Annotated in this window: 19 protein-coding genes; 8 read left to right on the forward strand and 11 right to left on the reverse strand. The window is 54.1% G+C overall.

The window, feature by feature from the left end; genetic code table 11:
• Nucleotides 1-100: 100 nt before the first annotated feature.
• From AC2FEB_RS18740 to AC2FEB_RS18755, 4 genes are all read right to left on the reverse strand, one after another.
• Nucleotides 101-1,648 (reverse strand): hypothetical protein, encoded by a 1,548-nt coding sequence (locus AC2FEB_RS18740; protein WP_496884275.1) that lies wholly within the window; start codon nucleotides 1,646-1,648, stop codon nucleotides 101-103.
• 12 nt (nucleotides 1,649-1,660) lie between these two features.
• Nucleotides 1,661-2,287 (reverse strand): polysaccharide biosynthesis/export family protein, encoded by a 627-nt coding sequence (locus AC2FEB_RS18745; RefSeq protein WP_496884276.1) that lies wholly within the window; start codon nucleotides 2,285-2,287, stop codon nucleotides 1,661-1,663.
• A 102-nt stretch (nucleotides 2,288-2,389) separates the two neighbouring features.
• Nucleotides 2,390-4,840: a tetratricopeptide repeat protein gene (locus tag AC2FEB_RS18750; protein ID WP_496884277.1), complete on the reverse strand. Its 2,451-nt coding sequence runs from the start codon at nucleotides 4,838-4,840 to the stop codon at nucleotides 2,390-2,392.
• A gap of 69 nt (nucleotides 4,841-4,909) precedes the next feature.
• Nucleotides 4,910-5,599: a sugar transferase gene (locus AC2FEB_RS18755; RefSeq protein WP_496884278.1), complete on the reverse strand. Its 690-nt coding sequence runs from the start codon at nucleotides 5,597-5,599 to the stop codon at nucleotides 4,910-4,912.
• Nucleotides 5,600-6,195: 596 nt separating this feature from the next.
• Here AC2FEB_RS18755 and AC2FEB_RS18760 point away from each other — a divergent pair.
• The 4 genes from AC2FEB_RS18760 to AC2FEB_RS18775 are packed head-to-tail and all read left to right on the forward strand — an operon-like array spanning nucleotide 6,196 to nucleotide 10,386.
• Nucleotides 6,196-7,113, forward strand: coding sequence for an ExeA family protein (locus AC2FEB_RS18760; protein WP_496884279.1), 918 nt, complete (start codon nucleotides 6,196-6,198; stop codon nucleotides 7,111-7,113).
• A gap of 1 nt (nucleotide 7,114) precedes the next feature.
• Nucleotides 7,115-8,653 carry a GumC family protein gene (locus AC2FEB_RS18765; RefSeq protein WP_496884280.1) on the forward strand — a complete coding sequence of 513 codons (1,539 nt, stop codon included), beginning with the start codon at nucleotides 7,115-7,117 and terminating at the stop codon, nucleotides 8,651-8,653.
• Nucleotides 8,654-8,687: 34 nt separating this feature from the next.
• Entirely contained in the window at nucleotides 8,688-9,521 is an 834-nt protein-coding gene (locus tag AC2FEB_RS18770) for a CpsD/CapB family tyrosine-protein kinase (protein WP_496884281.1), read from the forward strand.
• Complete coding sequence (locus AC2FEB_RS18775) at nucleotides 9,502-10,386, forward strand: glycosyltransferase family 2 protein (RefSeq protein WP_496884282.1); 885 nt, start codon at nucleotides 9,502-9,504, stop codon at nucleotides 10,384-10,386. Before AC2FEB_RS18770 ends, AC2FEB_RS18775 begins: the two co-directional genes overlap by 20 nt.
• Before the next feature lie 66 nt (nucleotides 10,387-10,452).
• Here AC2FEB_RS18775 and AC2FEB_RS18780 read toward each other — a convergent pair whose 3' ends face one another.
• A complete protein-coding gene (locus AC2FEB_RS18780; protein ID WP_496884283.1) occupies nucleotides 10,453-10,983 on the reverse strand; it encodes a VPLPA-CTERM sorting domain-containing protein in 531 nt (176 codons plus the stop codon).
• Nucleotides 10,984-11,238: 255 nt separating this feature from the next.
• On the reverse strand, nucleotides 11,239-13,227 hold the full coding sequence (locus AC2FEB_RS18785; protein WP_496884284.1) for an acyltransferase family protein: 1,989 nt from the start codon (nucleotides 13,225-13,227) through the stop codon (nucleotides 11,239-11,241).
• A 496-nt stretch (nucleotides 13,228-13,723) separates the two neighbouring features.
• Between AC2FEB_RS18785 and AC2FEB_RS18790 the strand changes: the two genes are divergently transcribed.
• From AC2FEB_RS18790 to AC2FEB_RS18800, 3 genes are read left to right on the forward strand one after another with little or no spacing between them, the layout of a single operon-like run.
• Nucleotides 13,724-13,900, forward strand: a complete 177-nt coding sequence (locus AC2FEB_RS18790; protein ID WP_496884285.1) for a hypothetical protein — start codon at nucleotides 13,724-13,726, stop codon at nucleotides 13,898-13,900.
• A 7-nt stretch (nucleotides 13,901-13,907) separates the two neighbouring features.
• Complete coding sequence (locus tag AC2FEB_RS18795) at nucleotides 13,908-15,419, forward strand: hypothetical protein (protein WP_496884286.1); 1,512 nt, start codon at nucleotides 13,908-13,910, stop codon at nucleotides 15,417-15,419.
• Nucleotides 15,416-16,441, forward strand: coding sequence for a glycosyltransferase family 2 protein (locus AC2FEB_RS18800; protein WP_496884287.1), 1,026 nt, complete (start codon nucleotides 15,416-15,418; stop codon nucleotides 16,439-16,441). Before AC2FEB_RS18795 ends, AC2FEB_RS18800 begins: the two co-directional genes overlap by 4 nt.
• A gap of 36 nt (nucleotides 16,442-16,477) precedes the next feature.
• Here AC2FEB_RS18800 and AC2FEB_RS18805 read toward each other — a convergent pair whose 3' ends face one another.
• The 4 genes from AC2FEB_RS18805 to AC2FEB_RS18820 all read right to left on the reverse strand — a co-directional run bounded on the left by AC2FEB_RS18805 (nucleotide 16,478) and on the right by AC2FEB_RS18820 (nucleotide 21,614).
• Nucleotides 16,478-17,287: an FkbM family methyltransferase gene (locus tag AC2FEB_RS18805; RefSeq protein WP_209507445.1), complete on the reverse strand. Its 810-nt coding sequence runs from the start codon at nucleotides 17,285-17,287 to the stop codon at nucleotides 16,478-16,480.
• A 62-nt stretch (nucleotides 17,288-17,349) separates the two neighbouring features.
• Nucleotides 17,350-19,314 (reverse strand): hypothetical protein, encoded by a 1,965-nt coding sequence (locus AC2FEB_RS18810; protein ID WP_496884288.1) that lies wholly within the window; start codon nucleotides 19,312-19,314, stop codon nucleotides 17,350-17,352.
• Between the two features lie 232 nt (nucleotides 19,315-19,546).
• Nucleotides 19,547-20,893, reverse strand: coding sequence for a sensor histidine kinase (locus AC2FEB_RS18815; RefSeq protein ID WP_496884289.1), 1,347 nt, complete (start codon nucleotides 20,891-20,893; stop codon nucleotides 19,547-19,549).
• Nucleotides 20,883-21,614 (reverse strand): response regulator transcription factor, encoded by a 732-nt coding sequence (locus tag AC2FEB_RS18820; RefSeq protein ID WP_394389128.1) that lies wholly within the window; start codon nucleotides 21,612-21,614, stop codon nucleotides 20,883-20,885. The genes AC2FEB_RS18815 and AC2FEB_RS18820 overlap by 11 nt, the downstream gene beginning before the upstream one ends.
• A 104-nt stretch (nucleotides 21,615-21,718) precedes the next feature.
• Between AC2FEB_RS18820 and asnB the strand changes: the two genes are divergently transcribed.
• Nucleotides 21,719-23,635: an asparagine synthase (glutamine-hydrolyzing) gene (asnB, locus tag AC2FEB_RS18825; RefSeq protein ID WP_496884290.1), complete on the forward strand. Its 1,917-nt coding sequence runs from the start codon at nucleotides 21,719-21,721 to the stop codon at nucleotides 23,633-23,635.
• On the opposite strand, the gene AC2FEB_RS18830 is transcribed toward asnB, so the two are convergent.
• Nucleotides 23,632-25,122 carry an NAD(P)/FAD-dependent oxidoreductase gene (locus AC2FEB_RS18830; RefSeq protein WP_496884291.1) on the reverse strand — a complete coding sequence of 497 codons (1,491 nt, stop codon included), beginning with the start codon at nucleotides 25,120-25,122 and terminating at the stop codon, nucleotides 23,632-23,634. The two genes, asnB and AC2FEB_RS18830, sit on opposite strands and share 4 nt — an antisense overlap.
• Nucleotides 25,123-25,676: the final 554 nt, after the last annotated feature.

Genomic DNA, 25,676 nt, shown 5'->3' on the forward strand with positions numbered 1-25,676 from the left:
TATTAGAGGCCCTGGAATTGTAACCCCCTCGGCCCCTGCGTTTATGATCCCACACGGATACAATCAGAAAGCAAGGGTTGGATTGTTCGGAGCTACCTTTTTAAGGATTAAGAGTGAACCTCCGCCCAAGCGTCAGGAAGACCGAGTTAGAAGTCGCCTTAAATCCGTTCTGGTCATCCATCTCGTATTGATAGCCGATATTCATCGCCCAATCCTTTGTGATCGCGCGGGTATAGGATGCATCGAAAGTACCGCGCTGACGCGGGTTGGACGGGCCCGGGCCTTCGCTTTCCTGATCGATGAAATTGACGCTGAAGGACAGACCGGATACCGGGTTGATAAAGTAATCATAGGCTAGAAAAGCCACGGTTTCGCGGGTTTCGTTGCTTTGTGTACTGGTACCGACCCGGCGCTGGATTTTCGCAGAGATTTGAGAGCTGGCCAGTTGATAGCTATAGTCGATCTGGCCAATTGGTGTGACTTCGTCAAAGGGCCCTCTGGTAAATCCGGCATTGAAGCTGAACAACCCGCCAGCCCATTGAAAGCTTCGACCAAAGGTGGCGTTGGATCTTGTACCATTCACGCCGAATGTCTGGTCGAGAAAAATATTGGCCGTGCCGTTCGACAGATTTTTGTTCCAGGAAAAGTCCCAGACAAAATTTTCCGTAACGTTATTGGTATTGGTCGTGCGTAGAGTGTTATCGACCTGGGTGTAGCCAATATTCGCACTGACAGTGGTAACTGGGGATACGTCATATGTTGCACCAGTTGACACTGTCGTCGTCTTCCGGTCGGTGCCTACAGCATCGTCTGCATTGAAGTCTATGTAACTAACGCGCACGTTTCCCTGTAGAATCGGAGAGATTCTAAGTATTGCGGTTGCTGTATAGTCATCCGACCTATTGTCGAACAGGTTCGGGTTAATTGTGTTCGTATAGCTGCGTTCGCGGTGGCTGTAGCTGAACCGGAAACCCAAAGGATCATTCAAACCAGTTTGCCAGTCCAGGTTCCCACGTGTATTGACCTGGTCGCCCACGGTGCCGATGACATCAGAGGCATCGATGACACCATCTAGATTTATGTCGGTCAGTGACCGGTTGAAGGCCAAATCTCTCTCACGGTATTCGGCAAGCAATCGAAACTGGCTGTTAGCGTTGTCTCGTTGATATGTCAGCTGTGTGAACGGGTCCGAAAAGCTGGATTCTGTTCCAATGATTGGTTCGTTGGCGATCCGGTACAGCCCCGACAGGTCGAAGGTCAGAGTAGATCCCGGTGTCTGGTTGACGAGGCCCAAGGCCAGTGTGTTCTCCCACCAAGTGGTCGATCCGAGGGAAGGGTCCGTTAGCCTGAGGTTGTCATCATGCCGGAGTGATGACAGGTAATCCAACGTTATGTTCAGCCCGGTTCCGGTGCCGCCGGTTTGCCGGGCGGCGGGCGGCAGGCCAACCCTGCGCGCAGGGTTTCGTTGAGCCTGTTGAGAGATGAGTTGTAAGCTGGGGGCGCGTTGTGTGGCCGTCGATGGCGCAGCCGTTTGCTGTACAGTTGTTTGTTGCGTCAGGTTCTGCTGTCCAACTGCAGGCGTCAGCGAAAAGAATAAAGCTACCCCGCCCCCCAGCGTGGTGGATAGTTTATTTTTGGATTTTCCCACCTGTATAAGCCCCTATTCGAACAAACGGCGTGCGGGCACCACAACAACGTCTCCGGTCTTAAGAACTGTATTGCCTTTGATGCCACTGCCCGAGCCATCGTAGTTATATTTATATTTGTTTACCGCGCCTGCTTTACTGTCAGCCCGGCGCAATTCGATGCGCTTGCGAGCCGCGAAATTGGTCAGGCCGCCAGCCTGGGCCAGAACCTGAAGAATAGTTGTTCCCTCGGTTGCGAGATATTTTCCGGGTGCGTTGACTTCTCCCATGATAAAGACATCAATTGTCGGTCCGGTTGGAGTGAGAGATCCGGGAAACGCAGGAGGTGCGACCCTTGCAATCGATGTAAATACGGTCGGCGGTGCATTGAAATTTGGTGCCAGCGTCGATGCCAGGGATGAACTTAATCCATTAGTTGATAGTCCTCCTGCCCGAATTGATCCGGCAAGGGGAAAGGTGATGGAGCCGTCTGGCAAAACCAGAACGGTTCGGTTCAGGGAGGGGTCTTCCAATACCTCGATCTGAAGAGCATCACCCGGCTGGATCTGATAGGATTGCGCCCAGGCCCCGCTTGCCACGACCATAGTCATGACAAACGCAACCAATGAAGCGATTACTGTCCGCATGTTCAAATCTCTCATATTTTTCCCCTTTATGCCAACTCATTGGTAACAAAACAATCTGCAGCGTTTCATACGGATGTGAGATGCGGCAGATTTGCAGCGGATTTCGCTTTGGAGGCGCTATTGCCCCTGCTTGCCCGCGGAACTGACCTGTTCAATCTCTTCTTCCAGCGAAGGTGAAATGTTCAGAGGAACTCCCGTCGCCCGTGCTGCACGATACGCGCGCAGGGCGTCCTCTCGACGGTCGACAGCGGCATAGGCTTTGCCCAGATGATATAGAACTGTGGGGTGATTGGGGAATGCTCGCGCTGCGAGTTCAAGATAGCTGACGGCCTCGTCATAATTGCCCATTCTGTAAGAAACCCAGCCATAGGTTTCCTGAAAGACAGGCACGCGGGTGCCGCGGAGTCGCTTTGCCAAAACGCTGGCGCGTTGCAGGCTTTCGTCATCGCTGCGGTGGGTTGTTAATAGGCTGGCCAGGTTGTTGGCCACAACCAAGGATCGGTTGCTGAGCGGGTAAAGTTTCTCATAGACCGAGATCGCCTGATCCAGCTCTCCGGAGCGTTCGTGATCTGCCGCCTGTATCATGAGAAGCTCGGGGTTCTCGGGCAATCTGGTCAGGGCATCTGTCAGAATGCTTTTGGCCAGTTCAAGCTCGTTGCGTTCAAAGATCAGTGCGTGCAGTGATAACCAGGCCCGCGTTGTATCCGGATAGTCCTCGAGGATCGCGCGATAGAGCTGCTCAGCCTCGCCGCGTTTGCCTTCGCCCGTCAAGGCGTGGGCCTTGACCAATCGCACCGGCAGAGAATCCGGATCTTCTGCGAGCAGTTCGTCAAGGCGAGCAAAGGCGGCAGTGGCCTGCCCCTGTGCCAGCAACGAGCGAATAAGTGCGATATCGGCTGGCAGGCCAAATTCCGGATCATCTGTTAACTCGTTCAGGAAGGCAGTCAGTTCCTCCGTGCGCGCCTGGGCTGCAAGCATGTGGGCCTTGAGTTCATTTGCGAGGCGCCGTGCCTCGGGGGTGTTCAGATCCTTGACAGAGCGCAGGACAACCTCCAGCCGCGCCCAGTCTTTCATACCCAGATAAACTTCACCCAAAAGGAACAGAAGATCGGGTTCTTCGGGTGTCTGCTGGAGAGATGCGATCAGGATGCGTTCGGCAATTTCCGGGTCATTTTCTTCTATTAAGAACTGAGCGTAGCGCAGTGTTTCCTCCGGCGCATTTCGCGATACTTCCGTCGCCAGGGCCAGCATTTCCCCCATCAGCTCCCTGTCCCCATTGCGTTCATGAGCCTGCGCCATAAGGGTCATCAATTGCGGGTCGCGGGGATCTTGGCGAAGTGCTTCGCGCAATTGAACAATGGCATCACCGATATTGTCTTCTTCAATCAACCATGATGCCTTGAATTTGAGCGCCTCAACTTGGGTGGGATCTTCTGAAAGCACGTTTTCAATCAAGGTTCGTGCTGCGCCGGGGTCGTCAGTCTGGAATAGCATTCTTGCAAATTCCACCTCGTTTTCCCTTGTCTGAATGGTGCGTTGCGCGCCTTCAAACAATGCGTGCATCTCGGCAATTGCGGTCTGTTTGTCGCCAGAACGGAATTTCAATGCGGCGCGTATCGTTTTGAAGCGTGCGGTATTGGGTCCGTTATGCGTGACGATCGTATCCAATTCGGTAATCGCGGCCGATATACTGCGATTTTCGTTCAAAAACGCGATCAGACGCTGGGCTGGCATGTAATCTGTGTCTTTTGGGTCCACCTCTGAGCGCAGCATCTGTTCTGCGGCATCCAGATTGCCCTGGTCGATAAAATGCTGGACGAGTAACTGTTCGACGCCTTCATCGTCAGGAAACACAAATGCCATTTGTCTGAGCAGCGTTTCGATTTCAGTGGGCTTGTCCAGTTCCCGCAGCGCGCGGAGGCGAATCCCGTAAAGGTTTTCCTCCTTTGGATTGATATCAAGTGCCGCACTGGTCTCGCGCAAGACGCCGGTCCAGTCCTGGTCGCGGACCAGATGGTCAATCACGATCTGCCGCGCAGTCATCAGATTGGGGTGTTTTTCGATCATCTTGAGGGCGGTGTGGACAGTGAAATCCACGCCTGCGGCATCGCCATTCCTGACCGCGTCGGTATAAGTCAGCGTGTTGTTGATAGACTTGATTCCGATATCGTTCGGGGCCAGTGCTGCGGCAGCGCCGCCGTAACGTCTGACATCATCCCAGTTGCCAATTTCCAGTGCCATCTCGGCAAGGCTGCGCTGTCCTTCGAGGTTGTCCGGATATTGCTCTACCAGTCTCAGATACTGGCTGTAGGCACCACGGATATTGCCCCGCTCGCGTTCCAGCCGGGCGAAGGTCAGTCGCGCCTCTTTGTGCTGACCGTTGAGTTTGAAGACATTCCTGAATTCGACCAATGCGCGCTCGACGTCACCAGCTTCCAGATGAGCCAGCCCGGCCTGGAAATGCGCCTCCGCGCGTTCTTCGGCCGAGTCGCACGCGCTCAATAGCAGGGCTGCGGCCAAGAAGGCGCTGGCCAGCAATTTGTTGATAGAGGTTCCGGCTCTGCTCAATGCTGCACTCCCGCAAAAGTTACGAAATCGCACGCAGCCGATAGTTTTACCCGGCCACGCGTTCCGGGTTTAACACCCGGTGCCGCGCAGGACGACGGAGATAGTCCGGATCAGGATTGACACATCTGTGCTGAACGACATGCTTTTCCAGTAATTTGTGTCGTGATGAGCGCGTTCGGCAAATGAAGACTGGTTGCGCTTGGACACCTGCCAAAACCCGGAAATGCCAGGGCGCATCGCGTTGTAGAATTTGCCGGGATAAAGATCCTGCTGGTTCACCATCATCGGGCGAGGTCCGACCAGAGACATTTCACCCACAAAAACGTTCCAGAACTGCGGTAATTCATCCATTGAGGATTTGCGCAGGAATGTGCCGAATTTAATGATGCGTGGATCGTTGCGAAGCTTCTGGTTGCGGTTCCACTCTTCCCGGGCTTCGGGGTCGGCTGCCAGATGTTCTTTCAGCACGGCCTCAGCGTCATGCACCATAGTGCGCAGTTTGAGCAGCTTGAAAACCTTGCCGTCTTTTCCAACCCGCTCCTGCCGGTAAAACGGTGTTACGCCCTGACTGGCCAGAAATACGGCCAGAAACACAACCATCGGAACGACGAACGGCGCTGCAAACAGTGTAAACGCGATATCAAAGATGCGTTTTCCCACACCTCTGTAGAACCCCGGGTGCTGAACTGAGGTCGGCAGAACAGAGATGCTAGAGTAGCCCGCGCCAGCGTCGGCCACTTCTTTTGAATGACTTGTCACTATTTAAACCCCCAACACACACAAATACTCACGAACCACTTACCAAACTCAGGAACAGAACACGCTCGACCTCAACTACATATACTTAAAATCTTATATTTTTTTACCACTTCGACCCTGCGCTTGCTCACTCGCGAGGCCACTTTCCCGTAATCAAGTGTTAACAAATTCGGCTTGGCTTGCAAAACAATAATACTGGCAAGGACACCTCAGAACGACTTAGTACGAGTGTTTTCCAACAGGATCGTGAAACTTTGCTCAACGGATCTGTTGAAAGTTCAAGAGTTTCTGTTTCCTCATTGGGTGCAATGGATTAAATTTTGTGCTTTTGGAGTCAACTTTGACCTCCCAGAGGCCTTTTTGACTCGTGTTCAAGCCAGATTGCCAAGGCGCCATCGACGGACCTTTTCCAAAGGCGTAGATGGAAACAATTGTGAGAAATATTTCTGATTGAAGAGGGCTGTAGGTCAATTCACCGCGTGTGCAGTTTAGTGGTGCCTGCTATCTTGATTTTGTGGCAAAGTAGTACCCAAGTACTTTTTGTTTATGTGACGTGTTCTTTATGTAAGGGATTTCTGGTGGTTCAGAGTTTAAGTTTGGATAATCTCCAGGGGGCCGGTACGAGGTTTGACAAGGCGGAAGGCAGCCGAGGTGCAATGGCGTCCAGTGACGGGTTTTATCTAGACTATTTCGGGCTCGATCGGCGGCCCTTCACACTGCTTCCGGACCCCGGATTCATGTACTGGTCACCGCTGCACAAGCGTGGCTATTCGGTGCTGCAGTTCGGCATCATGAGCTGTGCACCCATTACAGTGCTGACAGGCGAGATCGGGGCTGGGAAAACAACCCTGGTGCAGCATCTTCTGAGTGAAATGGAAGAGTCGATCACCGTTGGGCTGATCTCGAATGCGCAAGGTGGTCGCGGAGAGCTGCTGCAATGGGTTCTGCATGCGTTGGGCCTGCCAATTAACAACGACGCCCCCTATGTTCAGCTGTTCCGGGATTTGCAGGATTTTCTGGTTGCGGAATATGCCGAAGGGCGGCGGGTGGTCCTGATCTTTGACGAAGCGCAGAACCTGACAGTCGAAGGTCTGGAAGAAATCCGCATGCTTACCAACATCAACTCGAACACGGACGAACTGATCCAGCTTGTTCTGGTTGGCCAACCTGAATTGCGCGACATGGTTCTGGACCCCAAGATGCGCCAGCTGACGCAGCGCGTGGCCGCAAGTTTTCACCTGGAACGGATGGATGAGTCGTCCGTCGAAGCCTATATCAGACACAGAATGAAAACGGCCGGCGGGTCCGGTGGCGAGTTTACAGAAGACGCCTGCAAGCTGATTTTTCAGCAGACCCGCGGTGTGCCACGCCTGGTCAATCAGTTCTGCGACTTTGCCCTGCTTTATGCCTGGACAAATGAAACGGACAAGGTCGACGAAACCATCATCAATCAGGTGATCGATGATGGCGTGTTCTTTGGCGGAAACTCGCTTGAGAAGGAGCTGGCGGTCTAAGATGGGTCCTGTACGCTACTATTCCTCCATTTTCCTGCGGCGGTTTCCGTATTTCCTCATTGTGGCGACGATTGTCTCAGCGATTTCGGTCACTATGGCAATGACCTTGCCACCAACCTATTCCTCCACAATACGTCTGATCGTTGAATCGCCGCAGATTCCGGGAAATTTGGCGGCCAGTACGGTTACGACATCTCCGTTTGAACAGCTCCAGATTGTTGAACAACGTTTGCTTACGCGACCGGTTCTTCTTGATATTTCACGCAAATATAAGGTGTTGCCGAACCAGGATGAGGCTACTCCGGATGAGATACTTCATGAGCTGCGCTCAAATACCCGGGTTAGAATTTCTTCCGGTCGCAATCAGGCAAACCTGATGTCGATTACGTTCGATGGCAGAAGCGGGCCAATCGTAGCTGGCGTGCTGAACGAGTATCTAACGGAAATTCAAAAGCTTGATGTCGAGTATCGTAAAGAACGAGCATCTGACACACTTGCGTTCTTTGAGCAGGAAGTCGAGCGCCTTGGCGCTGAGCTCGACAGGGCCGACGCGAGGGTTCTTGAGTTTCAGAGTGAGAACGCTGGCGCCCTGCCAGCGAGCCTGCAGTTTCGCATGGCGCGGCAAGGAACATTGCAAGCCAGTCTTCAGCAAACCGATCAGCAGATTTTTACCCTGCAGAAGCAGCGAGAGAAACTGCTGGAAATCTACAGCACGACAGGTCAGATCACGACTGTTGGACAGCAGCCGCAGACACAGGCCCAGCAACAGCTAACCCAATTGCGTAACCAGCTTGATAACCAGCTGGGGATTTATTCCGAAAGCAGCCCGCAGATTAAGATTTTACGCTCCCGGATCAACCGTTTGGAGGAAGTTGTCGCAGCTGAACAGAGTACAAGCGCAGCTACGACAGCCACACAAACGGGAAACTCGTCACTTGATCTGCAACTAGCTCAGCTGGATTCACAAATCGCTGCACTTGAAGATCAGCGAACCGTCACTGAGGAAAGCCTTGAAAAGGTAACCCAGTCAATTGAACTGACTCCTGCAAATTCGATTACGCTGGCAGAATTGCAGCGCGACCAAAGTAATATCCAGGCGCAATATAATACAGCCATTTCTCGTTTGGCCTCGGCTTCAACAGGTGAGCGGATCGAAGTTACGTCTCAGGGGCAGCGTATTTCGGTAATTGAACATCCTTCTGTCCCCAGCACACCGACCAAGCCCAACCGTCTGGTAATTGCAGGCGGGGGAATAGGGACTGGTATTGCCTTGGGTTTGGCTTTGATCTTTTTGCTTGAGGTGTTGAACCGGGCCCCGCGTCGACCTGAGGATCTGATCAAGAAGCTGGACGTGTGGCCCATCGCGACCATCCCATATGTACGATCTCGGGGTGAAGTGATGAAGCAGCGCCTTATCTGGGTTGTAGCCATTCTGGTGATTATGGTTGGTGTGCCTGCAGGCGTTTGGGCTGTGCATACCTATTATCTGCCACTGGATCTGTTCGCTGAAAAAGTGATCGACAAGCTTGGGGTGTTCTAGTGATTTCTGTTCTGATTGAATCAAGGAGGGTGTAATGGACCGTCTTCAGCAGGCGATTCAGAAGGCCCGCAGGGCACGAGACAGCCGTCAACAGCCTCAACCACTGCAGCCAGTAACTGAAGAACAGCTGCATGTTCCCCAGGAAAGCGTGGATGAGGACATCTGGCTGACTGTACCCGAGATCGTGATCGACCCAGGGCTCATCTCCCGCAAGCGTCTGATGTCTTTTAACGGTGGTGCTGATGCAACGCCTTATGACATGTTGCGGACCAAGATGTTGCAGCAGACCTTGTCCAAAGGCTGGCGGAGAGTGGCGCTTACCTCTCCCTATAGCGGGTGCGGTAAAAGTACGGCAGCTGCAAATCTGGCATTCAGCCTGAGCAGACAGGAGGACTTGCGCACGATCGTGATCGATTTCGACATGCGGCGCAGGGGATTGGCAGAGATACTGAAACAAACCGGAAATTACAGTATGGCCGATGTCATCCAGGGAAAAGTGCCGTTTCACGAGCACGCACTGCGCCACGGTAACAACGTGATTTTCGGGTTGAACTTCTCTTCAACACGCAACCCTGCAGAAATTCTACAAAGCCGACGGACAATCGAATTTCTGGAGCAGCTCGAAGCGGAATACAAACCCGATGTCATTCTGTTTGACACGCCTCCACTGATGGCCAGCGACGACAGCCATGGTTTCCTTAAGAATGTCGACTGCGCTTTGCTTTTGGCAGCAGCGGAAGAAACAAGCATTGATCATATCGACATCGCCGAGCGGCAATTGGCAGAACTCACGAATGTCATGGGAATTGTTTTGAACAAATGCCGGTATATCAGTGGGGCCTTCGGAAATGAGTACGGCACGTACTGAAGAAGCTCCGGTCGATGCGGTAATCATACCTCATTATAACGACCTTCCAAGGCTGGAACGATGCCTGCACGCACTCAGGAAAAATGACCTGGGTGGAACCGAAGTCGTTGTTGTAGACAACAACTCTCCGATTTCGCTGGATGGCATCCGGCAGGCCTTCCCCGAGGTGCGCTTTCTGGTGGAGCCGCAAAAGGGAGCAGCCCATGCGCGCAATCGTGGCGTAGCGGAAACGACGGCGCCACGATTGTTTTTTATCGATGCGGATTGTGTTCCTGCGCCGGATTGGCTGACGGTCGGACGCCAGATCGCAGATTTGGCAGATTTGATCGGAGGCCGGGTTGACGTGTTTGATGAAACCCCGTCACCCCGCAGCGGGGCCGAGGCATTTGAGGCTGTATTTGCCTTTAATTTCCGCCGGTACATCGAAGTTCAGGGATGTTCCGGGGCAGGCAACCTGCTGACTCGACGGGATGTATTCGACAAGATCGGTGGGTTCATCAATGGCGTATCCGAGGATCGGGAATGGACCATGCGCGCCGTTGCCCGGGGCTATAGTCTGATTTACCGGGACGAGTTTTGCGTCAGCCATCCATCCCGGCAGGACTGGCCGGCCCTGAAGGCCAAATGGCGACGGACGACGCAAGAGGGATATCAGCTGAACGGAACAAATGCTGCATCGCGTTTGCGGTGGGCTATTCGTGCATTGGCCATGCCAGCAAGCGCAATCGTACACACCCCGAAAGTTGTATCCAGTAACAAATTGGCCTCAACCGGTGAGGTCTTGCGTGCAATCACCACCTTGTTCCGGCTCAGATGTCAGAGGATGGTCTGGATGCTGCGCCAGGCATCGGGCAGTAATATCTGATCAAGCCAATTGAAAAGGGACCGCAAAGCGGCCCCTGGTCATGTAGGTCAGATTTGTGTGTTTTGCTCAGGCAGCCTTGCGGCGACGGGTCAGGGCCAGACCACCAAGTGCAGTAAGAAGCAGAAGACCACCGGCCGGCAGCGGAACTGCAGCCACATCAAAGTCAAAGGACACGTTTGGTGCAGAAGAAGCCCAGCTAAACACGAGGTTCTGGCTCAGGGTGTTTGGGGACACGCTGCTGAAGATTGTGCTCAGTGTCGTTGTCACACCGCCCAGGACAGATGTCGAGGCCAATACATTGGAGGGGTTGTTTGCATCGACCCAGCTTACGGTCAGGCCCAGCGGGAAAGCGTTGGTCAGCAGACGAATGCCGATGGTTGCTTGCGCAGATGCGGACAGAGGATCAACCGGCGAAGTGAAATTGACAGAGTAGACACCCGGGCCGCCCGCAGCTGTGTCAACCGCGCCAAAAAACAGGTTATCGGATGTGATGTCATAACTGCCACCGGCAGCTACCTGTGTCAGAGCGCTGGCCGAACTGCTCATAAAGACAGCGGCTACAAGCCCCACAAGCATCATTTTCAAATTTCTAAACATTAAAGGACCCACCTTTTATTTCCACCTAACAGAGTCCATGCATACCCCTAGCACGGCGCCTATTGTTAAAGATTGATAAATCATTTCCGTTTGATTGCTAAGGTCTTTTTGAGAAATTATGTTTTTTTTGCGGCATTCGGGTGATCATGAGGGCATAATGCAGTCACATAGATTGGTTTGTTTCTCTTTTGTGAACATGGGTGGTGTAATTGTTAAGAGAATCAGGGGCTCACGGAACGTCAGGCGCCAAGAGCTTCACTTCCGCTCCAGCCCAAGCACTGCGCGTGCGTTCTGAACAACCTGCATCCTTTTTCCAAATCGTTCTTCACCTGCGTTGCTGAAGTGGTCACCATCCGACCAGAAAAGAACATCACAGGATAAGAAGTCTTCCGGGAAAGACAGTTTGAGCAAGTTGTGTTGTGACATGAATTCCACCGGCGATGCTGAAAGAGTTTCGGCGATCGTAGCTTCGAGTTTCAAAAAGACCTCTTCCGTTCCGGGGCGAAGCATATAAGGGTAATCACATCCCGCCTTCCGGATAAAGGTCGGTTGAATATGTGGCTCGATCCGGGGGGATAGCCAGACTGTCGGAATATGGGATGCGATGCGTTCCAGATATTCCTTTACGGCCTGAACATAACCCATGTGGGGCTCGAAACGGGGTACGGGTTCATTTGGCGACAACCTTTCGAACATACGTCTTCCGCCTAAATCAAACCCGGCCCCGTGCAACAGATAAAACCCCGCCTGTTCATAGACTGCGAATTCAAAAACATCTGGGCGATCTTCAATGAACTGAGCAAGTTCCATGTAAGCACAACCAGGCAAAAGCGTATGTGGACGACACCCGCCTGAGACAACGCCGACTATGAAGAGCTCGTTGGCCTGTGATGTGGTTATAACCGCACCGTAAAGGTCAATCGCGTGGCTGTCGCCTAGAACGAGAACACCGGGACCATACTTCTGCGCACAGTCGGTGGCACGCTGACGAGCGGTCTCATCAAGCGTGCGGATGTCGAAGACGCAGTCGCCATTATCAAAGCGCGACAGCGCATTGGCGAGTTGTTCATTATACGCATGCTCTGTCAGGGTAAGCATACGTTTTTCTGCTTCAGACATGCGCGCCAGATAGGCGTTGCGCCAGCCTTTCGTCATCTGTCCCCAGCCGCCGAATGCCACAAACAACAATGAGACCGTGACCGCCAGGGTGAAAACCGGCCGCCGGGCAATGGAATGCGACCCCGAAGTGCGGCGGAACGGCGTTTCAACATAGCGCCAGCTTAGATACGCGATCACGAATGTCAGAATGATCAGGCAGACGAGAACGGTTGGCGATGGGGCCCATGGCGTCCAGAGACGGGCGAAGGCAAAGAGTGGTTGATGCCAAAGATAGGCGCTGTAGCTGATAAGCCCGAGACCGACGAAGACGGGCTTGGCCAACAGTTTTCCCGTTGCTGTTGTCGGTCCGGCAAACAGGATCACAAAGACTGTGCCACCTACCGGGAGCAGAGCATAGACCGATGGGAATGGCGTCGTCTCACCAAAGGCAAAAATGGAGACTCCGATCATTACGACGCCCAATGCGGCCAGCAAATCATGGGAGGTGGTGCCACGTCGCAGGATCATGGCGCAGAACGATCCGGCCAACAGCTCCCACGCACGCGTCGGCGCGAGAAAGAATGTGGCGCTTGGTGCATTCCGCGCACCCCATTCGCACAGCACAAGGCTGAGCAGGGCCAAAAGCACCAAGATGGGAACAAGCAGTTTTCTTCTATAGGTCCATAACAGCAGCAAAAGCAGCGGGAATACGATATAAAACTGCTCTTCTACCGCGAGACTCCAAGTGTGAAGAAGCGGTTTCTCTTCCGAGTCGAGATCAAAATAACCGCTCTCGACCCAGAACAATACGTTCGAAGCAAAAAGGCCGACGGCCGCGACACTTTGCGCAAAATTCTTTGCTTCCGTCGGTGTCATCAGGAAAATCGCCACCGGTATGCAGGCGGCGACCATAACTGCCAGAGCGGGAAGAATGCGTCTGGCACGGCGCTCGTAGAATTTCAGAAGAGAGAACGTACCAGCTTCGAGTTCCTTAAGAAGGATTGAGGTAATCAGATAACCCGAAATTACGAAAAAGACGTCGACGCCGACAAAACCGCCTTTGAAGAGCGAAAAGCCAGCGTGAAAAAACACAACTGGCACTACCGCGATCGCACGTAATCCATCTACTTCGGGTCTATATTTCATTTTCAAAACTGGGAACTGATTACTGACGAAGTGGGGTCCGGAGAAATATAAAAACGGTAGATGAACGTGGCGTGGCTGAGGTCGTCATGCTCTGTTCATGTTCATGGTGCGCGCGCTGGTAGAGGCTGGTGAGCGGACCTGCTGACACGTACAGTATAAGGTTTGGCCGCTGTCCTGCCTGCATCACCGCACCAATCGTCTTGCAAAAATAAAATTTGCGCCTGAGATCAGGCCCGATCACACTGCATTTCGGACGGGAAACAATTTCAGCCAAAACGAGACACTGTCTGCGATAAAGCTAATGCATGGCGTCTTTAGACGCCCCCTGCCTGGAAAAAGATATGAAACCCGAAGCTTGTCATATTCCTCCTTCGACGCACCGGAAGTTTCGTGTAGCGTCGAGTTGTTATTGTACTGAGTGCAGGCGCTTATTTTCGATCGGATTTTTTGCAGTTTACCCGTTTGTTTGAAGTGCCTGCCTGTGAGCAGGGAGATAATGCGAATTGATGTTGTGCCTGAGACGGCAGAAATTGCGGGAACCGCTGATGAATTCGTCCGGGGGTGTAACCAGCGCCATGAAATGGGTGCTTTGGTCGAGAGATGCATCCGGGAAGTGGCTGAAGGCAACAAGTGCCTGTTTCAGCCTGCTGCGATGGCGATGAAGGAGCTGTAGGACGGTGATGGTCGCGCAAACTGCATCGGGAGGATCACCCCGAAGGTTCAGAGGGGCTCTGCTGGTTGCAGCTACGGTGGTCATTTGCCTGGCGGTTTTGATTATCAATCGCGGCCCGCTCTATTACTTTGACACTGGGAGCTATTTTCGACAGGGCAATATAGCGCTCTCACTTATCCTGCCTGCACCAAAACCGGCCGGTGCTCAAAATGGGGCAAGTGGCAGCCAGGCAGAACAAAACGGTGAAGAGGATGAGGTAACCGGCGGATCACGCTCGATGGCTTATGCGCTGCTGGTTGCGACTTTCTGGCGGGGCGATGCGCTGGGGGCCGTTGCAGGGGTTCATCTGGCCGCATTGTTGTTCGCAGTCTGGCTGACGATGCGCCTGTTGCAGCGCAGCGCACAAACCGGGCGTAGCACGCTGCAACTGGTGACCATTCCCTTATTAGCGGGGGCAGTGACCTCACTGCCCTTCTATATCGCCTATGTTATGCCGGATATTTTCACATCGGTGATGCTGATCCTGATTGCGGCGGTTGTTGCCGCAGGTCGTTACATGAACTTGATAGAATGGCTGGGCGCGCTGGCCTTGGCAGCGTTCGCGGTGGTCCTGCACCCCTCGCATCTGGGGATTGCCGTACTGATGGTGCCCTTTGTCGTGCTGGCTGCCTTGCTGCGTCTTGGATACGGGCGATGGCTTGCGGCAGGGTTTGTCATATGCCTTGTTGCGCTGGCCATTGCCGAGCGCAAAGCATTTGAGTTCGCAACAGAAACCGTTGCGCGGAAAGAGGTAATCTATACACCCTATATCACGGCACGTCTGATCGTTGACGGCCCCGGCCTGGACTATCTGGATGATGTCTGTCCGCGCACCGATCTGGCAACCTGCGCCCTGCACGAGGCTTTGTCCTGGTCCGATGACCCTTACCGATTGACCGCTACTCATATCATTTTCGAACAATCCGAAAAGCTGGGGTCTTTCCGGCTGATGCCGATTGGGGATCAGCGGGCCGTAGCAGTCGAACAGCGGGCCTTTTTCCTGCAGGTTTTGGCCGCCCGGCCGTTCGGGACGATCTACGCACTTGGCAAAAATGCGTTCACCCAGCTGGGAATGAACAGCATCGAGATGACCATCCCGAACGAGGCTGTCATCCGAAACGCAAAATCGCTTTCGGGACTGCCCGAGGCGCAGCTGGCGGTTCTCGACAAAATTGTCCTGACGCGCGATCAGCCTTGGCTGGGTCCGGTCAATTCCATCCACGCGACAATCTATCTGATCTCGGCAATCATTGTGATCGGGTTGTTGCTATGGCCTGGACGAGTTGCCCCACCGCTGAAACTGTTCGCTCTGTTCATTCTGATCGGGATTGCAGTGAATGCGCTGGTCTGTGGCGGGGTCTCGCAACCCGCAGACCGATATGGTGCCCGTGTGATGTGGCTGCTGCCCTTTACGGCTGCCTTTCTTTTTCTTGTTCAGCGTTCGTCAGTGTCGCAAGGCACGGCCGGAGATACCTCGTGACTTCAGATCAAATCCTTTCCATCAGCGTCGTCATGCCCGCCTACAAGGCCGAGCATCTGCTACCCCGTGTCCTGACCCCCCTGATTGAAATGCTGAATACCGGCCAGGTGCAGCAAGTTCTGGTCGTCGATGACCAGTCCCCGGACGGGACTGCGGCCCTTGCCCGCGAAATGGGGGCCACGGTTCTGACCACGCCAGTCAATGGCGGACCGGGGGCTGCGCGCAACCTGGCCGCCGAACACGCCACCGGTGACATCCTGTGGTTCGTCGATTCCGACGTCATCGCCTGGCCCGACGGCCCGGAGCATATCCGCCGTGCCATGTCCGAGGATAATGTTGGCGCCGTGTTCGGATCCTATGACGACGCGCCGGATGGGCAATCGTGGTTCTCGCGCTACAAGAACCTTCTGCATCGCTATCACCATCAGCGCGCCCGGCGCGAGGCGCGCACCTTCTGGGCCGGGTGTGGCGCAATCCGACGCGATGTGTTTCTTGAGGTCGGTGGCTTTGATGTGAAAACCTATGAGGTTCCGTCGATCGAGGATATCGAACTGGGTTACCGGATCGCGGGGACCGGTCGCCGTATCCTTGTCGAGCCACAGCTGCAGGGTAAACACCTGAAAGTCTGGACCATCCGCAACAGCCTGAGCACGGATATCTTCTGTCGCGCCCTGCCCTGGGCCCGGCTGATGATCTCGCGCGAGGGGCTGACGGATGACCTGAACACCTCAATGGCCGAGCGGGTACGGGCCGCAATCGCCGGGCTGTTGCTGTTGTCGATATTGGCCCTGCCATTCTGGCCGGGGGCATGGCCCCTGCCCTTATTGCTGCTTGCAGCCGCCTTTGTCGCCAATTTCGATCTGGTGCGCGCCATGTCCGGGCATGGCGGACCGTGGTTCGCATTCAAATGCCTGCTCTATCACCAGGTCTATTATGTCTACTCGGCCACCATCTATGTCTGGTGCCTGTTCGAATATCACGTGCTGGGGCAGAAACAGAAACTCCATGTCACGCGGAACTGACTGTTCGCGCGACATGGGTGCGTGCCAGAGGCAGGTTCAGAACTGCTTCGCGGGGAGTTGTTCGAACGGTAATTTCTCAACCTGATCGAAGCGCGGGTTGCTTTCATGCACATAGAACGTGTCGTAAAGCGAATTGCGCACGAAATGATAGCCATTGGCGAACAGCAACTCGTTGAGCTCCGGCGTCGGGCGTTCGATTGTCATGGCCAGGAAACGGTATTTGTCGAACGGGAAATTGCGCAGAATCCGCGTTTCCGACCCTTCGACGTCCAGGCTGAAGTAATCGATATCCTTGGGTGCGTTGTAGCGATCGAACACCTCATCCAGAGGTACGGCCTCAACCGTTACAACCTTGCCCTTTTCCCGGAACCGGGCCAGTTTCGAAGCGCGTCGCTCAGTCATGTTATCGGCCTCATCCACCAGCAGGCTGCTGCGCTGACCGTCAATCATGAACTCCAGCTTTCCCGGTTCGGGATCAACCGCCAGCGGAACCGGGGTGGCCGTGCGGTGATGCCAATTTGTAATCCGATGGTAATTGACCGGGTTGGGTTCGATCAGCAAACCGGTCCAGCCATAATGCTTTTCCAGAGCGAACGTGTTTGAGTCTGAGAATCCATCGGCGGCACCAAGCTCGACAAAAAAACCATTGCGCTTGCCATTATAGACTTCGTTGATCACCCACATGTCCTGGCCCCTGTCAGACACACGTTTGGGCAGGTAGCCGAGATTGTTCATGGCGAACCGGCGGCTGACATTCCGGGCGCTGACCACGCCGATATAGGCGAAATAGGCAGGCTTCTGGAGGACCGGGTATGATTCAACCAGTTTTGCAAGATTTTGCTTCATAAAGTTCTCCATTTAACTGCCCGTTTTTCTTCGGGACAAATCTTATATTTCTCAATCGGTGGCTATCTTAGACCCGCTACTTTCGCGATGTCCCAAACCGGGTAGGGTGTCTCACGCGTGCCCTGTCCGAAGATGGTATCAAGTGGTACGCGATAGACACGAGCAATACTGACCGGAACATCGGTGTTCCCGAGGTCATTTTCGTAAACCGTCTGATCGCGCGCCACCAAAACCCAACCCTCCAAAGCTTCGCCAATTACAGTTTCTCCATCCACCAGAGCTGCTGTTGCCGCGCGTATGAAATAATCTGCGGTCGTAGTGTCCGGTGCGGGCATTCTGGCATGAACATAGACCGACAACTGGCCAGCCATATAGCGCTTTTCCAACTCGGCCTGTGTCCAGATGGGCGGGAATGCCCCGGCAATCAGTGCCGGAACAACACGTATCTCGTTCAGGTCAGGGAACGGGCTCTCATCAGTTTCGATAGAGATGCGATAGCCAAGATCCCGGGTCTGGGTAAATGGGCGCAGAGTTTCCGGCCAGCTGATCCAGGCGCTGACCGCAAGCCCTGTCAGAGCACAAGCCAGTGCAGAGACCGGAGCAACCTGAACCGGCCGCAACCGCCATAAGACAATCAGTGGTATGACTGCGGCGGGTGCAAAATGATGGGGCAGGATGCGATAGGCCTGAACGTAGAAAAACAGAACATAGGCCAGGACCATCAGCGTCAGTGTTCTGGACAGCTTATCCTGCCAGGGCCAGGCCAGCAGTGCCAGGCCGGGCAGAATCCCGCAAGGTAGCAGCCAGAACAGGAACCGCCCGGTGTCGAAGATCGTCACGAAGCGCAGGCGGCGCAGAATACTGTCAGCCCCAAACTCATCGGACACGTCCATCAGCCCCCACCATGTCAGCATCATCTCAAACAGTGATGCCAGAACCAGGACACCAAGGGCGACCATCCCTCCGACAATCACCTGCCGGAACGGCAGTGGCCGGGTCAGAAGGAAGTGGGAAATCAGAAAAAACCCGATAAGAAGGGTGCCATTCGGTGCGGTTAGCAAAGCCAGTGTTGACACAAACGCCATCCCGGCGAACCTGCGTTCGCTGAAGAACAAGATATAGCCCAGCACCCCCAGCAGGATCATCGGCTCGCGCGCCATGGGCAGCGCAATGTCGGCGAAATACGGATTGTAGGATGGATTGAATGCCATCACGAAGGAAAACAGCAGCAGAGCAGTCCCAAGCCCGAAAACGGTTCGTGGGTCAGTATGTCCTTCGGGATCGCGTACAAAGGACAACATCACCCCAAAAAGGATCGAAACCCCTGGCAAATATGCAAGACGGATAGAGACTTCATAGGGCCCGAAAAACCGCATGAATCCGCTTTGTAGGAAGGTTTCCGTCATCATTTTCGGGGTCGGATACCCCCCGACTCCCCCTGCATCCGATGGCCAGAACGGCAGGCCACGGGTCATGAACAACATCGCGTTCAGAAAGCTGTGCGCCCCGTCGTCATTCAACGACTCCCAGTAGAATTTCGGAGCCAGCAAGACCAGAACAGCCAGCGGCAAGGCAATCATGCCGGCTATATCCCAACCCCTGCCCCGCAAGATCTCGGGGTTGGGTCGGGCTGCGATCAGGCCGATGCCGGGCAGGCAAAGCAAGACAAGCAGCAGAATGAAGGCCGTCCCGACCATGGGAACACCGCTGACGGCCTGTACCATTGCGGCGAGCGCAGGCACACCGAACAAGGACAATGTAAACCCCTTGAGCAGCCAGTGCTCAAACCGGTCCCCCTGCGCAGCTATTCCCAAAGCCAGCAGCAACCCCGGTGCCACAAAAAGCGCCGAAGCAGACAGCGCGACCAGAGGAACCCAGACATAGGAAAACAGAACGCCGCCGGCTGCGAAATAGGGCAATACCTCATCCAGCCGCACCGCATCAGCAGCAAGTGTTGCTGCAACCCCCTGACCGGCCAGTACAATGCCAGCCAACACAATGAGGGAAATAAAAAGGCGCAATACCATCACGTCTTATACAATCTCATCAAATACAGCAGTCGACGATTACCCAATGAAAGGCATACTGGATGTCAGCTGAAAGCATATGTCTTCAATCAACCAATCTACTGATAACATGTAACTCTCATCTGGTTGCGTGTTTTATGCCCAACGGATGGATTGCATGCACAATGTGATATCAATACTGCAAGCATACCTACATTGGTGATTTCAGGGAAACAAATAGCCGTATAGGTATCTATTTCGGCGTTTCGATCCATCCAGGCAGTATGACCGACACTTTCGCCCCACCCAGAGCGGATGTCCCGATATGGACCATTCCTCCATAAAGCTCGGCTATATCCCGGACAATCAACAGGCCTAACCCGCGTTCACCCCTGTCTTCACCGGTGGACACGTCGGACATCTGCCGACTTTGCTCCATACCCGGGCCATCGTCTTCGATGCAAAGCGTAATCATATCCTTGCTCTCTGCGATCGCTAAAATACGCACGTGGCTTTCAGCCCAGAAACACGCGTTTTCCATCAGGTTGCCAAAAATCTCCTGAATGTCCGCCATCTCGCCGAAAAATATCATTCCGGCATCTATGGTGATTTCCACCTCGGGCATTCGGTCTCTGAAAATAACACCAAGCGCATACATTACGTCTTCGGCGCTGGTGCGAACGGCTGAAGATTTGCCATAAGGACGTTCGGTCCGGGCGCGGCTGAGGTTGCGCTTGATGACCCGCGCCATCCGATCGACAAGGCCAATAATCTGATCGCGCCTGTCATCATCCAGCGCTTCGGCAACGCGGATCAGAGCGGCCAGCGGCGTTTTCAATCCATGCGCCAATTCGGCATTCTTCCTACGAGTTTTTTCAAGATTTGTGTTGTTGCGACGATGCAGCTCTCGCAACTCATCAACCACTGGGATCAAGTCTGGCGGCCAGTTTTGCCCATCAATGATCGTATCGTGCTGGCGCATGGCTTTGACAGATTCGCTGAGCCGTTTGAGCGGTCTGAGACCCCGGTTTACTGTAAAATAGACTGAAACCGAAACCGTCAGGGCGATACCGAAGAAAACCAGTGCAACCAGCTGGGTCGCGCTGCGAATTCCTTCGCTGACACGTCGCATGGGCGCCGCAATCCGAAAGCTCAGCCCTTCTTCGGGCGCGGCTCCCGGAAAGGGGGCAGATATACCGCGCACAAAGCCTCCGTTAGGGCTTATGAAATCACCTTTGCCCGAGGGTGGTACGGCAAGGACCGTGCTGTTCGCGGTGACCGGGCCAAGTGACGGAGATTGAAACAGAATCCTGGAGCCCCCCCCCTCCTGATCTTCGATGAGCTGCCAAACCCAGTTTACTTCTGCCAGGTCATAAATTCCGCGCCCAACTCCTTCGGACAGCTCTATGTCGGTCCGGTGCAAAGTAATCCGGCTGGATTCGATCAACAAATCCTGGGCCAGAAGCAATTCCAGTTCGCGGATTTCCTGAACGCGATAGAGCTGAATGAAAATAGCCGCGCCAAGTCCAAGTACGGCACAACATATCGCGATTGACGCAATCGATACGCGACGTGGAATCGTGGCCCAGTCACCGATCATCTGTGGGAATCCGATAACCTTGCCTGCGCACGGTTTCCACCAAAGAGGCCGCCATCTTGCGACGCAAGCGCGAGATCAAAACGTCGATGACGTTTGAATTCAAGTCTATCTCCTCGGCATAGATATGCTCAATCAGGTCTGCCCGGCTGACGACCGAACCCGCATGCCGGGCAAGATGCTCCAGAGCGCGAAATTCAAACGCGGTCAGCGAAACTGTCCGCCCCTTGAAATAGGCTGTCTTTTCATCGGGCAGAACTGACAGGTCCCCGACTTCAATCGAGGGTGCGCCGCGTCCGCTTGCGCGCCGCACCAAGGCTTCGAGCCGTGCCATGAGTTCTTCGGAGTGAAAGGGTTTTGCCAGATAGTCGTCAGCCCCGCTGCGTAGCCCGGATACGATGTCATTCCAACTGTCACGTGCCGACAGAATCAGAACCGGAGTCGCCATATTGCGACTGCGCCATTCGTGCAGAACCGAAAGCCCGTCCAGTCCCGGCAACCCCAGATCCAGAACGATGACATCCCAATCTTCGGTCTCCCCCAGAAACAGCGCGTCATTGCCGTTTTCAGCCAGCCGTACGACATCGCCACGCGCTCGCATCAGGCAACCAAGATTATTGCGCAGCGTATCGTCGTCTTCGGCAACAAGTATTTTCATCAGACCCTCATAGCTGACACGCGCAGCGAACATGAACAGGGCATGACAAAGGCTGACATGTGCCATTCATTCCGCTTTTTCTATAGTGCATCTGACCCGCCGTCGAAAGCGATCAGAATCTGATATGGCGGGTTTTGCCTCGCTAACCTACTGTAATACCGGAGTTCCGAATGTGTGGCCTGTTTGGTATCTTCCCAGAGGATGCAGCACAAACCCCTGACAATCTGCGGCTGCGCAAAAGCGCGTTTTCCATACGTTATCGCGGCCCGGATGCCAGCCATATTCTGACAGAACCCGGCCTTGGCTTGGCGCACCAACGCCTGTCCCTTGTCGATACCGATATACGGTCGGATCAGCCTTTCAAGGACCCAACGGGCCGTTACACCCTTGCCTACACTGGTGAAGTCTACAACTTCAGGTCCTTGCGGTCTGAGTTGGAAGCACTGGGAATTTCCTTCCGGACAACTTCCGATACCGAGGTTGTTTTACACAGTCTGATCCAATGGGGTTCGAACGCACTGATCCGGTTCGAAGGCATGTTTGGACTTGCTTTTGTTGATCGAAGCATGCGGCAGGTTCTGCTGGCAAGGGATCGCTTCGGAATGAAGCCGCTTTATTGGGTCCAGAGCCCGACCAAAGAAGGCCGCGCCTTTCTGTTTGCTTCGGAAATAAAGGCGTTCGAGCCGTGGATGACATTACAGCCGGACATCAACTCGGTAACAGCTCATCTGTTGAATTCCGGAGAACCGGATCCGGGTCAGACCTTCTATAATGGCATCCAGAGCCTGGCCCCAGGGACTTGCCTGCAGTTTGACGGGCCGGACAAGATCAAGATTTCATCTTTCTTCCGATTGAACGATTTCTTCGACCCCGATGAAATGACCCGGCTTGACGGCTTGCCCACGCCCGAAATTGTCGATGAGTTTGCGGATCTGATGCACAAATCCTTGGCCGCGCATTTGTTCGCCGAATCGCCTGTTGGGGCTTTTTGTTCAGGCGGTGTGGATTCGTCACTGATTGCTGCCATAGCAGCAGCACAACATCAAAACCTGCCGTTGTTCCATGCCAATGTGAAAGGTGAACGCAGTGAAGTTGATGCGGCTCGCAACCTGGCCAGAAGTCTTAAACTGGAGTTGCACGTTACCGATGTCGATGAGTGCGATTTTATTGACATGCTTCCCCGAGTCATTCGGCACTATGAACGCCCCCCCTCAGAACCTGCAAATTGCACGCCACTGATGATGGCGGCCCGGCTTGCAACTGATTCCGGAATGAAAGGTCTGATTTCTGGTGCAGGCGCAGAAGAATTGTTCCTCGGAAATCCCCGGTTTGGGCGAAAGCGTTTGAACGATGGATACAGACGGCTGATGCGCCGGGTGCAGGCAATGTCGGGCATAGGGTCCATCCTGACTACGAAGCGCGCAAAAAAGCTGGTGTATGACCATGCAAAACAGAGGGAGCCGCAGGAGATCTCCTGCCATCACAACGCATCGCCACAAAACCCCAGAGATCACGGCAGACAATGGACGCTGGATCGCATGCGCCATCCGCTGTCAGAGCTTTTGCATCTCAATGACACGATGGGCATGGCCGCAGGTATCGAAGTGCGGCTTCCGTTTTTGGATACCCGATTAGCCCGGTTTTCCGTCAATCTTCCGACCCGGCATAAACTCCGGCTTTCGCCCTTTGCCTTCGGGAACGCTCATCCGTTTGTTCGCAACAAATGGGTCGTTGAAGAAGTCGCCAATCGTTATGCCCCGCGCAACCTGAGCCCCCGTATCAAGAACGCGACACAGACGACGGTATTCCAGCGACTGGAAATTCGTCCTGAATACTTCAGGAACGCCCATCTGCGGGACCTGATCGGCCTGACCCGGACCCAAATGCACGACGTCATCACCGAAACGGCCCCGGACCTTCGGTTGCGGCTTTTGCTGGCCGAAGTTTGGCTACGATGCGGACTGGACCATCAGGACGAAGGTCGGGAAGTTGCCAGATTACGCGACCACGTCATCATCTGGCCGGACACATATCATCCCAACCCGTCAATCAGAAACAAACCCACAAGCACCGCAGTCCCTGGCTAAGGATCAGAGCGCCGTGCTTTTACGAAAGTTTTTTTTGGCGCAGCCGTTTTCTTGGGGTTGGCTTCAAACTCTTCATGGTAGGAGCGTTCCACATTCACGTCCCAGACGTCGTAGTTCTCGCCCATGATATTGCGGGCGGCATACATCGCCGACAGCATCGAATGATCCTGATTGTTATAGCGGTGTAGACCATTGCGACCCACGGTCTGGAAGTTTTCCAGCGTCTTCAGCCAGTCACTGACCGTGCCCAGTGCCTCTTTGTATTCGCTGTCATAGACCGGATAGGCCTTGGGTTGCCGGATAACCGCACAATCGATGACATCACTGGCTTTGGCCAGATCAAGCTTTTCAAGTTCCTCACTGGCGAGGTGTTTGAGATCCTCGTCGGAGGAGGACCAAAGCCCGTCACCCTTCTGGCAGAAATACTCCATCCCGATCGAGGCAGTATTCTGGTCGGGTAGCATTTCCTTGGACCAAGCGCGGAAATTCTGAATGCGACCGACCTTCACCTTGGGACTGTGGATGTAAATCCAGTTGTCCGGGAACGGATCGGCGTGATCCAGGATCAGGGTCACGATCAGGAAATCGCGATACTTCAGGCGATCGGCAGCCTCGACCACCTCGGGCGGTGGTGGTGGATCAAAGGAATGGATCAGATCGCGCACGGCCATCGAATTGATGAATTCCTCACCCTCGACCCGTTCGGTTGTTTTGTCACCGTTTTCGTCCCAATGACGCACATCAATCGACGTGACGCGGTTGCCATCGCGGTTCACCTTCACCACTTCGGAACGGGTTTCGACCGAACCGCCCTTTTCCTGGATCAGATCGCGGGTCTTTTCCCACATCATGCCAGGGCCCAGGCGGGGATATTGGAATTCCTCGATCAGGCTGGCCGTATCATTGGCACCCGAAATCGCATTCCAGACCGCCTTGGGCAGGGACAGGTTCTTGATCCGCTGCGCGGCCCAGTCGGCCCGGATTTCCGACGGTGGAATACCCCAGACCTTCTTGGTGTAGCTGTGGAAGAAATGCATGTAGAGCCGTCCGCCAAAGCGATTGATCACCCATTCTTCGAACGTGTCTTCCTGCGGTTTGGGCCGCAGCTTCCATTTGATGAAGCTACCGATGATCTTGTAGGTCTCGTAAGGGCCGATATTGCCCAAAGCGTTGAAGATCCGCAGCGGATAATCATAAAACTTGTTGCGGTAGAAGATGCGGCTCAAGCGTTGCACGGTGATGAAATCATCGCCCATCACCTCATGCCACATGTCCTCGACCTCACGCACCTTGGTGAAAAACCGGTGCCCGCCTATGTCAAAGCGGTACCCTTTATGCGTTTCAGTTCGGGAAATGCCGCCCACCATATCCGAAGCTTCAAAGACCCGGAGAGCATGTGTGCCGCTCAATTTTTGCAGTTCATAGGCGGCTGTCAGCCCGGCTGGGCCGCCACCGATGACTACAACGGGAACAATATCTTTTTTCAAATGACTAACACCCATACCAAAACACTTACCTAAGGCTACAAGAGGTTATCCGGGATTCACAACAAAATCCTGTCAGCCCCTTAAACAGAGGGCCTGAGTTTTGAAGCCCGGCCTTCCGTACAGAAAATCGGCGCCCTGATTAGACGAACCGCACCCGCTGTCCATCCCACAGAGAGAGGGGGCAGATGCGAACCAGATCGCCTGTGTCGAAAACCGGTTCAGAATTGGTAAAAACCTCTGTCTCCTATACAGTCCTAAACCGCATGCGCTTTTTCCAATAATTTGAATCGTAACGATGTTTTTCGACCGGTATAGCTTTGTCAAAATTTCCCGCAGGTGTGAAATGTGCATTTGGTCCGCGCAATTCTGATACAACATGTACGGCCCTGAATGTGAGCTCTTTTGAGCGCTATCTCTGTGATGTTCTTCACTGGATTGCCCGGCTGAAAGGGCGCGTCAACAATATCGTCTCTTTCTCCCCATTGTGCATGATTGGGCGCCAGAGCAACAGGAAATTCAGTGCCTCACGACTCGTGGCTTTGTGAATCTTGACA

Source organism: Ruegeria sp. YTSC106 (assembly GCF_059609765.1).

Excerpts from the sequence above, each read along its gene's own strand:
- AC2FEB_RS18745 (WP_496884276.1), bottom strand. The coding sequence starts at position 2,287 with ATGAGAGATTTGAACATGCGGACAGTAATCGCTTCATTGGTTGCGTTT.
- AC2FEB_RS18765 (WP_496884280.1), top strand. The coding sequence starts at position 7,115 with ATGGGTCCTGTACGCTACTATTCCTCCATTTTCCTGCGGCGGTTTCCG.
- AC2FEB_RS18770 (WP_496884281.1), top strand. The coding sequence starts at position 8,688 with ATGGACCGTCTTCAGCAGGCGATTCAGAAGGCCCGCAGGGCACGAGAC.
- AC2FEB_RS18775 (WP_496884282.1), top strand. The coding sequence starts at position 9,502 with ATGAGTACGGCACGTACTGAAGAAGCTCCGGTCGATGCGGTAATCATA.
- AC2FEB_RS18780 (WP_496884283.1), bottom strand. The coding sequence starts at position 10,983 with ATGTTTAGAAATTTGAAAATGATGCTTGTGGGGCTTGTAGCCGCTGTC.
- AC2FEB_RS18785 (WP_496884284.1), bottom strand. The coding sequence starts at position 13,227 with ATGAAATATAGACCCGAAGTAGATGGATTACGTGCGATCGCGGTAGTG.
- AC2FEB_RS18790 (WP_496884285.1), top strand. The coding sequence starts at position 13,724 with ATGCGAATTGATGTTGTGCCTGAGACGGCAGAAATTGCGGGAACCGCT.
- AC2FEB_RS18795 (WP_496884286.1), top strand. The coding sequence starts at position 13,908 with ATGGTCGCGCAAACTGCATCGGGAGGATCACCCCGAAGGTTCAGAGGG.
- AC2FEB_RS18805 (WP_209507445.1), bottom strand. The coding sequence starts at position 17,287 with ATGAAGCAAAATCTTGCAAAACTGGTTGAATCATACCCGGTCCTCCAG.
- AC2FEB_RS18810 (WP_496884288.1), bottom strand. The coding sequence starts at position 19,314 with ATGGTATTGCGCCTTTTTATTTCCCTCATTGTGTTGGCTGGCATTGTA.
- AC2FEB_RS18815 (WP_496884289.1), bottom strand. The coding sequence starts at position 20,893 with ATGATCGGTGACTGGGCCACGATTCCACGTCGCGTATCGATTGCGTCA.
- AC2FEB_RS18820 (WP_394389128.1), bottom strand. The coding sequence starts at position 21,614 with ATGGCACATGTCAGCCTTTGTCATGCCCTGTTCATGTTCGCTGCGCGT.
- asnB (WP_496884290.1), top strand. The coding sequence starts at position 21,719 with ATGTGTGGCCTGTTTGGTATCTTCCCAGAGGATGCAGCACAAACCCCT.